Origin of the sequence: Streptomyces sp. NPDC001914 (genome assembly GCF_042891215.1) — a bacterium.
Classification (GTDB): domain Bacteria; phylum Actinomycetota; class Actinomycetes; order Streptomycetales; family Streptomycetaceae; genus Streptomyces.
In genome coordinates, this window is sequence record NZ_JBIASW010000002.1 from 939156 (window position 1) to 949258 (window position 10103).

A 10103-nucleotide genomic window follows, 5' to 3' on the forward strand; every position below is an offset into this window, starting at 1 on the left:
AGGCTGCAGCACTCCTTCAGAACCGCGCGGCCGGCGAGCGGACCGCGGCGACCTCCGGCAGCGCCCCGCGCAGGAGTCTAAAATCGTGATCGCGAATGTCGTCGTGGCGTTCAGGCCGGCGGGGCGGGAGTGTCCGGCGCCTTGCCCGCATCCGCATGCCCCTTCGCACGTACCACTGCGCGGGCGGCCCCCACCAGAAAACCGGCCGCGAGCAGTCCGATCACCACAGAGCCCAGTCGAATCCCGTCGGCTTCGGATCCGTCGAGCCGGTCGGCGTGGCGGAGCTTGGTGGGGTCCGACGGGTTGTAGACGATGGGAACGCGGCCTCCGGGCTTGGCGTCGCTTCCCGAGCCGTCTCCGACGTCGATATCCGCTTGCACGCTGCTGGACGGTGTACTGAACCGCACGGTCAAGGAGAGCGCCCACCCCTCCTCCGACCGATCGGCAATGGCGACTACGGTCGCGTCGGTCCTGCGCCCGTGCTCCCGGAGGCTCTGCACGATCTGGCCCTCCTGACGGGCTTCCCACCCCGTGTATCCGGCCACGGTGCCGAACACCAGGAAACCCACAGCAGCAAGCCGGGCCTTGGCCCAGCGGGGCTCCAGCAGCGGCGCCAGCACACGAAGCCTGGAGATCACCCCGGTCACGCGGCGGCCCGGCGGCGGAACGCGACCGACCCAACGACGAGCCCACCCCCACCGACGCAAGAGCAAGCTCGCACCGGCGCCCGCAGCGGATACCACCACCACCCCACAGAAAACCAGCTGCCAGGTCACCTCGAACGGATCGAAAGCAACCCACACCACAAAGCCCGCAACACCCGCCAACGAGCCCCACCCACCGAGAAGGCGCCACTTCCCGAAACCATCGCTCGGTACGAACCTGCGCCCACTCATCCGCGCCCCCCAGCCGTTAAGAGCTAGGACACACCGGCCACCGCTGAGGTTGCGGCGGAACCCGACACTGCGTGCAAGGCTCCACGCCCTGGCCCGGAGGGGCGGGTTCCCGGTCCTGCCCTGCACCAACAGACTCACAACTCGTCCACGGACCCCGACACAAGACCCCTTAATGCGAAACCTGGCTGCGCATACGCAGTGACCCCGGCCCCAGCGTTTCCACTGGTGACGGGGTCTTTGGACACCTCATGAGGGGTGCCCCCGGCAGGATTCGAACCTGCGCACACGGCTCCGGAGGGAGCTTGACTACCAGGAATTGAGTCAGGTCACAGCCTTGCAGACGGCGTTTAGATGAGCATCGGTCCACACATAGTCCACAGCTCGTAGCATGCGCATGAGCATTGCTCTGGCCACGGCGGGGGTATTGCTGTGCGAGTCATTGGGACTGTGGGGAGGGACTGCGTGAGAACCGTCGGATCACTACGTGGTTGTGCGGAGAGGCACCTTCAGACCTACACAGATCCTCGGGGCCCCAGAGCCTTCCGCACGTATGACTGGCAGGGCGATCCGGAACGATTGAGCCCGTTGGACTGTCTGGCGCCGGCCCTGCTGAGTGTTCGCATTGGCTACAAGCAGGTAGTTCCGTTGTTTCGTCCTGACGGTCCTGGGGCTGAAGTCCTACAAGCCATGGAAGCGGTGCTTGCCGACCGGGCGTGTGCGACAGCGGACTTCTTGGACGTGACGCTGGATCCCTACACGGGACCCTGGTCCCTGGTCGATCGAGCATTGGTGGCTACAGGTGAAGCCGGCGGTATGGGCCTGCTGGACTTCAAGGCCGTTGCCGTTACCAAGATCCTCCACCGCAAGCGGCCTGCCCTGGTGCCGATTTTCGACAGCAGTATCTACCAGTTCGATCTCGGGGAAAAGCCAGTTCCCGGGGGTTATAAGGACACTCCTCGCCGCTTGTGGCCGCTCCTGCAAACAGACCTACGTCGTCACCGGGATTGGATCCAAGACCTTATTGTCCGCATCCGCACGCCTGACGAGAGGCCTCTCAGCCTTCTTCGAGCGGCAGACATCATTATTTGGGAGCACACGGCAAGCGGATGCGACACGTGAGGCTACGCCCCAGCTGACCTCCGACGGACCCCGTGGCGACGGAGCCATCCCGCCCCCCCACGTCTCACGCGGCAGTTGGGAGCATCAGCGACGTCCTCAACAGCCAGCGAAATCGGGGGCCCATGTGAGCCGAATCCCGTTGGCCTCTGCAAGTGAGATCCACCTAGGATTCATCGGCTGTCTCTCCAGCACAAGAACGGGGTTAATCCGACCGTGAGTTGGTTGCAGTTGGTGGGCGTAGTCGAGGATTTGTCCGATCCCGAGCCGGATTTGTTGATCTTCACTCGTACCTGTCAAGCTCTTGACCTCAGCGATGAACACCTCATCACCACGCGACCATCCCGCATCGAATCGCGGAGCATTGCGGGCATGCCCGCGGGCCTCGACCTGCTCACGAGCGAGGTAATCGATAAGTGCGGCGACCGTTGCTTCATGAGCCTCCGTGCCTTTGTCAAGGCGGCTGAGGTCGAGTGCCAACGCATCAGTCTCGTGGTGGCCGACCCTCTGCCGCTGTAGTGGGCCCCCCAAGATTCCGTCCCCGGGCCGAGGAAGGACGTATACGTGATCGTCCCTGCCCTGAGCGCGCTGTAGCTTTCGACAGAGTGCTGGGTACCCTTCGATCAGATCCGCGAACCCGTCGCCGTCAACAACACATATGTGGTATCCGCGATCGCGCTCCCTGGCCGCTCCTACTAGTTTCTTGCTGTACTGCCGCTGCTTGTCAGTCACAGCCTGGCTCGCGAGGTCGCCGTGAACGACGACAGTTATCCTGCGAGAGAAGTCAGACTTACAATTCGCGCCGAGTTGGTGAGCCGTCTCCTCGCAGCACTTGCGAACTATCCATTCACCGTCAATGAGTACTCTGCCTGTGAAACAGAGCGTCTGCCCACGAAGTGCGCGAACCCAACCGTCGCAGATTTCGCCGTGCATAAGTCCCCCTCACCGCGGACGTGTAGGGTCTGATCCTTGAATGGTTGGTATGCTGGCGTGCTTCACTCGGAAGGGTTGCTCCAGGTTTCCCCTCACATCTTCCTCTTGGACATGCCAGAATCCCCAATTTAGCCAAATATTTTGCACTCCGAAGATTTCACTCCTCTTATTTCCTGGAAATTTATCAGGGATGCAAATCCCCAAATCGCGCACCACCATCATTGGGAAGGTGTGTGAGTATCTTTCTGCGTCGGTCCACGGACCTCGCCTGGTGGTACTCGCTGACGCGCTCGCCTGGATCTTTGCCCTAAGTCCGCCATCTTTCGATGACCCATTTGCGAACCAGACGAATATCACGTCTCCCGCTCGGACCATCTCGGCAGCCCTCTTGGCGTTATTACTCGCCCCGGGAACACCCCAAATTCCTGTATTTTTACAAATGTCCCAATTGGACCGGTGCGTCGCCTTGATGCAGGCGATAAAAGTGCGCATGCGTCGATGTTAGATGTCCCAGTGCGGCGCAGGGTGGCCTTTCGGCAATGCTCTACCGGGATTCGTCCCCCCTTGGTCAACTCGACTGAGGTCTGAGATGTCAGCTGACGCACCTCTCAGTACTGTCGTCGATTGCCCGCTGCGGCGCCCTCTACGTCCGGCGCCTGCGCCTTCGACCCGCGAGTGCAAATTTCAATCGCCAGGCGGTGCGAGCTCGCGAAATGGTCCTTCATGGCATCGTTCGGGCGCGCCGCTCCGGAGGGCCCTTGAAGTGTCGCGATGTTCCACCGACCAGGCTCTCGAGGCTTCGAAGCCAGTCTGAGCGCGTCCACGGATGGTCCACGTGCGTAGCACTCCCCGTGATACAGATAGCGCAATCCTGCGTAGTCTCATAGTGTCTGGGTTAACAGGGGGAGCTACGCGGATCCACAGGGCGAAAAAGGGGGCGGGACGATGGCGTACCCGGTGCAGGTGCGTAACCTCAAGAGGCAGCTCGAAGAGCGGTTTAGGCCGTTGGTTGACATGTCGGATTGGTCTGGACGCCCAGATGAGCAGTCCGCCTTCCTGAGCCGCGCGGTTGCCGCACTGGCTGTGAAGATGGAGACAGCCTGTTCGGACGAGGAAGCGGCTCGGGCAGTGATCGACTGCGAAACAGATCGCGGAATCGATGCGGTCGCCGTGCACCCGCAGGGCGAACGTCAGCACGTTGCCTTGATTCAGGCCAAGTGGAATGACAAGGGAGAAGCGGGTTTCGGTGAAGCCGATGTCTCCGCGGTCATCCGGGGCCTCGACTACCTACTGGAGCTGGAGTTCGATCGATTCGGCAGCAAAATCGATCGGCACGCGGCCGCGATAGATTCTGCCCTGAATAGCCCGTCTCCCAAAGTCACACTTATTCTTGCGCTCGTAACGGGAACGGATCTACATCCAAACACTCGGTCTCTCTTGGAAGAAGAGATCGGTAAGCATAATCTGGACGACGACCTGGTTGACTATAAGATCGTAAACTTGCGCGACTTGCATCGTGAAATTTTGGGTGAGCATGGTGAGCGCAAGGTTGACCTAGATGTACAAGTCCAAGGTGCAGGGAAGGTGACAGACCCTTTCCTGGCTTACTACGGGACCGTATCAGCCGAGGAGATCGCTGAGTGGTACGGGGTACACGGGCGACACCTTACAGCGCGGAATATTCGAGACGCACTCGATGTGAGCGATGTTAATGAAAAGATTCGAACGACGCTTGTCAAAGAGCCGGAATATTTCTGGTATTTGAGCAACGGCATCACGCTAATCTGTGATCGCATACGCAAGCATGGTAAAGGCGCACCTGCTTCCGGCGTGGGTTCAGGATTCCGCTTGGAAGGCGCCAGTGTAATCAATGGCGCTCAGACTGTTAGTGCCATTTATCGAGCTGTACGGCAGAAGCCCGGTAAGGCCACCAGTGGTCGAGTGCTAGTGCGTATCATCTCTCTCGAGGAAGCTCCTGAGGGATTCGGTGATCGAATCACCGTCGCAGCGAATACACAAAACCCGACCGAAGAGCGAGATTTCCGATCGCGTCGTCCAGAACAGTTCGATCTGCGACATGATTTTGCACTGTCACTCGGACTCAACTATGTGATCAAGCGAGGGGAGCCGGACCCGAAGCCTGTCGAGGGCTGCACTATGACTGAGGCAGCGCTAGCTCTAGCAGCAGCGCATGAGTCCCCAGAATTTGCGGCCAGAGCAAAGCGAGATGCTTCGATTCTCTGGGAAAATCGCTACTACCGACCGATTTTTGGAAACAGGCCAAGTGCCGTCCGGGTGTGGCGATGCGTCTGCCTCCTCAGATTGGTGCGTAAAGCCCTGGCTGATGAGCAGGAAAATCTGGTTGGTCGAATGGCCGGCGCAGCAGCCCACGGTGACTTGTTGCTGACCCACGTCCTTTTTCAAACGATGGACACACACGACATTGACGTTGAAACAGAAGGAGCGAAAGCCGCATGGGACGCCAGATTTACTGAGGTCCGGGAGCGCGTAAGGAAAGCGCTCGGATGGCTTGTGATTGTCATCGATGGCGCTTATGGAAAGAACAGCCAGATAAGCGCGACAGTACGAACTGCCGAACGAGCAGAGCGGGTGGCTAGCGGGCTCTACGAGCGGGTGCGTAGCGCGGAGGAGCCTCCCACCGATGCTGACTCCAGGGTAGACCGTGAGCCTGGAAGCTCGGGAAATTACTCCACGCGAGCAGTATGGTCAATCGTGAATGCGGACTCGATCCCCGACGGCACGATCTTGGAGTTCCGTCCCGTCACCACCCCGGAACGCAGGCAGCTGCCTCGCTGGCTTGAAGAGGAGCCGCAGCGGGCAAAGGCAGTGTGGCGTAACCACAAGAGTAGGCCCCTTGTATGGGGTGCGGACGGGACGGCTTACGCGCCGTCGACGTTGGTACGCGAGATGCGGCGTCAAGCCATGGGCAATGACCAGCAGGTCCAGGGAACGCGGTACTGGCACGTCCCGGGGAAGGGTTCCCTCGTCGACATCGCTCAGGAAGCACGGCAGGTGGTAGCCGAACGCACAGCTTTGGACGGGTCGGCAGCCGGCGACTCGCCTGGCGGGGCGGACGGTCTCGAGGAGCGCGAGGTGTGACTCTCTCACAGTGGCCAGTATCGTGATCTACCGGGTATCCCGACTGCCACTACACTTCGGGGCATTCTGGCAAGGGTAGGCGAATAACTAGAGGCCGGAACTCGTGAATCCGAGTTCCGGCCTCTAGCCCTGAGTAGCGGGGACAGGATTTGAACCTGCGACCTCTGGGTTATGAGCCCAGCGAGCTACCGAGCTGCTCCACCCCGCGTCGTTGCAACCAGTGTACGCCATCCCGACGACTGGAAGCACACGTGCTTCGATCGCCTCCAGTGGCGCGGGGAAGCACTCAACAACGACTGTTGGCGGATGGTGTCCAACCCACCAACCCTGCAGGACCTGAATGATGTTTGCTAGTCGGTGCAGCCAGGGTGGCGGCTGGAGCGGGTACTGAAGCGCGGGATCTAGTCGGTTTCGTCCACGTCTACGATGTCGTCAACTGCTGCAACTGCAGACGCCATGAAGATGTAATGCTTGTCTTCCCCCGCCAAGTACTTCAGGAAATCATCTCTGAGCTTCTGAGTTCCGAGGTAGTAGTTACGAAAGGCTTCCGAGTACTTGTCGGCGACATCCCTGCTGGGGGGGACCGGCAAGAGAATTTCTTGGTAGCGCTTCCCTACGTCCTCGCGATTTGTTTGCATGAAGACGATTCTGTCCCATTGGCGCCGAACTGCCTTCAGGGTCATTGCCCAGAGCAGGTAGAAATTGTCAAACGGGGCATCTTCGGAAGCGCGAAGAACTAGGACTTCCTTTGTCAGGACGACGCGTTCTTGTCCTGGCATGACGAGTGCGAATTCGCCAATGTTCTTGCTAGTCCTGATCGGGGTGATGAGGTCGAAAGGCTCGAGTCCCGATTCCTGCCCTTTCCAAAACCTCTCTGCGACCACATCTGGAACTCGATTGGTCGGGTTAATGTTTATCTGGCCTGCTCGGATGTCGGATACCTTGATGTACGGAACATGTCCGGTCCGGAAGTCTGCTGAGGGGCTTCCGTGACCATGCATCGATTCAAGCATCTCAGACTCGACCAGTTCGCCGATTGTCTGCTGTTCGAATCCCTCGAACTCGGGTGAATCCATCAGTCGATGAAAATCGCGAATAGATCGCTCGTCGAAGTAGTTCGGAACGGCTAGAAGTTGGCCGCCCAAGTCATCCAGTCCAACCCATCGACTGGTGTCTGTGACTTCGAATTTGTCGACCAGGGCAGTGACGTCATTTTTGATCTGGTCGTCAATCTCCGTCGTCCGCATGCCCGTTTCGGCATCGACGACGTAGAGCTCCTCGCCGTCTTTATTGATTCCCACCGTTGGCGCGTATGAGACGAACACCTGACCATCGCGGAACCATGCTGGTTTGTGAGGCATCGTGAATCACTTCTTCTCGAAGACGTAGAAATTTGTCTTTGCGCGACAGAAGCCTTGGAAGGCTTCCATGGGGATGTTAAGTACGCCCCTCAGCGTAAAACGCTCTTCCAGCCAGGCGGGTAGCCACTTGTAGGTTGGTGAGAAGAAGTAAGTTTCCGGCAGCACGATACCCAGCCGGCCCCCCTTCATGAGCAGTCGATATGACCGTTCAAGGAAAATGAGGCCGATCTCTAGATCGACGTAGTCTCCTGGCTTTCGGCTAGCGGCCGCGGCGATGGTGTAATTGTTGCGCCGTGCATCAATTTTGCTCACCTTAAGGTTCTTGCCAAAGGGAGGATTGGTGATGACGACGGTGAAGGACTCATCGCTCAGAGGCTGCTGAAGATGCGGATAGTCCTTAGCCCAGCGGTCTTCTCTTATCGAGTCGCCGATGTGAACATTTACGGAACCATCCCCAAGCCCAACCATGATGGCCCGCGTTAGTTTGATATTGATCGAGTCTTTGTCGACGCCATATACTTGTCGGTGCGCCCATGTACGTGCCTGCGCAGATTTTTCTTCAGGGATCTCTTTGACCAGAGAGAGGAAGGATTCCGTAAGGAAGCCTCCGGTACCGCATGCCGGGTCGATAATCTTGTCTTCCAGCCGAATATCCATCATCTTGACGGCTGCAGAAATTACTCGCTGGGGGGTGAAATACTGGCCTTCGCCCGCTTTAAGGTTGGCTCGTCGAAATACTTGGAATGCCGAAGAAATGGCCTCGGGGCGGACGTCCAGCAGGTTCAATCCAGAAAGCTCGTACACTACTTCGTGAATAGTGTGGTCATCGAGATTGATGCCTTCTTCGCGGTGCTCGGCGAACACCTCAGGTCGCATCTTCTTGAGACTTGTGAATTGCTCTTTCATTGAGCGGGCAGTTGTTTCCTCCCCTTGCGGGGAGAGCTGAAATGCTACAGGTTTGGCGTTGTCGTAAGAGGCGACGGAATCTGACTCAAGCTTTAGCAAAAGAAGATTACACAACTCATTGAGTTGCGCTTCTGACCGAGTGGACTGGCTGTCGCGCGCCACAACAGCGTCAAGTAGACTTTTGAATGTGGCGCGTAGTTGACCCGGTCGCGGGGTGATCAAGTCGCGATATGCCAGGGGGCGTTCCGATGGCTGGGAGAAATTTTCCCCTGGTCGAGGGATTCCCTTGTTTCGTAGATTCTTGAATGTGCCATCCGGAAGCTTATATACGCGCACATCGTCGGAGCCATTGGACCAGTAGCCCATTCGAGCTCGAGGTTCACGAGCCAAATAGATCTCGAGCTGAGAGATGCCTTCCGTGAGAGTGGGTTGCTTGAATTCGCAGATTACGAGAATGTGTTCCCAGTCACCGACATGCTGGGTGTCATCAAAGATGGCCATGTCTACAGGCCAGCTGGCGAAGGATTTACCACCCTCTCGCTTTGCGGCGTCGTGAGGTGACTGCGGCACTCTCCACTCGGGCTTCCACTGGATCTGGCCTTGATCCCAACCAGACTCGATGAGCTCCCTGAGGATGGGGAGGCGTACTTGCTGGTGTTCAGGGCCGCTGGGAGTACGGGAGGAGGCAGCTTCGTCAGTCACGGCGCCACTGTATCGGCTGTGACTGACAACAAGGCTGGGTGCCGGTTTCTGCTTCTAGGGTCAGATCATCTGATGCGCTGACGTGTCATAGGGCAGGGGAAGCACCACTGCCCGGTGTTGTTCTTGAGGCGTCCCCCGGTTCGTGAGTGCGCATGCGAAGAGTGAAACAGTCATCGACTCAGGGTGACACCGTAGCTCTGAGGTCGGCGCAGCGACTTTGGTCGGGAGCTGCTTTGGCGCGAGTGATCATGGCCCCGTAAGCTTCCGGCGCGTCGGGCAGTCTGTGGACCTGCCCGGTAAAGCACGACGTTGGGGCCATGATCTTCGAGGCTCGCGCCAAAGTGGCTGGCTAAAGTCGTGGAGCCGACCGCCCCAGCCACAGCGGGGTTCTCCACTCTCATGGCCGCGCTCGCCGTCCGGTCGGTGGCCTGGTGCGGGATCAGCGGGCCGTACGAACGCCCGCGCATCTGGCAGCGTCGGCCCGCATGCCACCGCCACCACGATCCGGCCTCTTTCGGGAACACAAAGCGTCTTTGACCTGCACCGTTGGGGATCACGGTTCGTCCCCGTGCCCGTGTTGGAATGTGGCCGCTGTGTGCGGCGACGGACGGGCGGCGACGTGCGGCCGGTGGCGGAGACATTGAGGCGGCGCGGCGGCGACCGGCCGGCGCCGCCGCGCGTGGTGCGGCCCTCGGTTGATTCGACCTACTTGTGTAGGCAGCCGGGTGGAGGGGGCGCGGCGTGGCCCCGGAAGCGGGGCGTTGAGGCCCGGCCGCAGTTGTGCTTTTCCCCTCCTGAGGCCGGATCGTGGTGGCGGTGGCATGCGGGCCGTATGTGGCCGTTGATGCGCTTGGGCGGAGTGTGCGGCGGTCGGGTTGGCGGTGATCGACAAGCGCCGTTGGCCGCCGGACGAGCGAGCGCAGCGAGCCTTGATGAAGTAGGGAAAGTTTGGCCGCATGACGCCCTTGTACTGGTGTCCGATCCCGGGTGATGCTTGACAGTTCGATCCCAGCTGATGGTTGACGGTGGCCGTGATCGGCTTTTCTGTGCGTGTCGTTGCGGCGCGTGT

Annotated in this window: 6 protein-coding genes and 1 tRNA gene; 2 read left to right on the forward strand and 5 right to left on the reverse strand. The window is 59.4% G+C overall.

Annotated features, from left to right (window positions below; genetic code table 11):
• Nucleotides 1-110: 110 nt before the first annotated feature.
• The gene (locus ACFYYF_RS09190) at nt 111-827 is read right to left on the reverse strand and encodes a DUF3592 domain-containing protein (protein ID WP_388772921.1); all 717 of its coding nucleotides are present in this window, start codon (nt 825-827) and stop codon (nt 111-113) included.
• A 531-nt stretch (nt 828-1358) separates the two neighbouring features.
• On the opposite strand from ACFYYF_RS09190, the gene ACFYYF_RS09195 reads away from it, so the two are divergent.
• On the forward strand, nt 1359-2015 hold the full coding sequence (locus ACFYYF_RS09195; protein ID WP_388772923.1) for a DUF6308 family protein: 657 nt from the start codon (nt 1359-1361) through the stop codon (nt 2013-2015).
• A 96-nt stretch (nt 2016-2111) separates the two neighbouring features.
• On the opposite strand, the gene ACFYYF_RS09200 is transcribed toward ACFYYF_RS09195, so the two are convergent.
• The gene (locus tag ACFYYF_RS09200) at nt 2112-2945 is read right to left on the reverse strand and encodes a hypothetical protein (RefSeq protein ID WP_388772926.1); all 834 of its coding nucleotides are present in this window, start codon (nt 2943-2945) and stop codon (nt 2112-2114) included.
• A gap of 945 nt (nt 2946-3890) precedes the next feature.
• Here ACFYYF_RS09200 and ACFYYF_RS09205 point away from each other — a divergent pair.
• Complete coding sequence (locus ACFYYF_RS09205) at nt 3891-6065, forward strand: AIPR family protein (RefSeq protein WP_388772929.1); 2175 nt, start codon at nt 3891-3893, stop codon at nt 6063-6065.
• Nucleotides 6066-6199: 134 nt separating this feature from the next.
• On the opposite strand, the gene ACFYYF_RS09210 is transcribed toward ACFYYF_RS09205, so the two are convergent.
• The 3 genes from ACFYYF_RS09210 to ACFYYF_RS09220 form a co-directional block, all read right to left on the reverse strand.
• A tRNA-Met gene (locus tag ACFYYF_RS09210) sits at nt 6200-6273 on the reverse strand.
• 193 nt (nt 6274-6466) lie between these two features.
• Entirely contained in the window at nt 6467-7426 is a 960-nt protein-coding gene (locus ACFYYF_RS09215; protein WP_351437371.1) for a hypothetical protein, read from the reverse strand.
• 6 nt (nt 7427-7432) lie between these two features.
• Nucleotides 7433-9034: a class I SAM-dependent DNA methyltransferase gene (locus tag ACFYYF_RS09220; RefSeq protein ID WP_388772932.1), complete on the reverse strand. Its 1602-nt coding sequence runs from the start codon at nt 9032-9034 to the stop codon at nt 7433-7435.
• Nucleotides 9035-10103 lie beyond the last annotated feature (1069 nt).

Coding starts and splice junctions, on each gene's coding strand:
- ACFYYF_RS09200 (WP_388772926.1), bottom strand. CDS start 2,945: ATGCACGGCGAAATCTGCGACGGTTGGGTTCGCGCACTTCGTGGGCAG.
- ACFYYF_RS09205 (WP_388772929.1), top strand. CDS start 3,891: ATGGCGTACCCGGTGCAGGTGCGTAACCTCAAGAGGCAGCTCGAAGAG.
- ACFYYF_RS09215 (WP_351437371.1), bottom strand. CDS start 7,426: ATGCCTCACAAACCAGCATGGTTCCGCGATGGTCAGGTGTTCGTCTCA.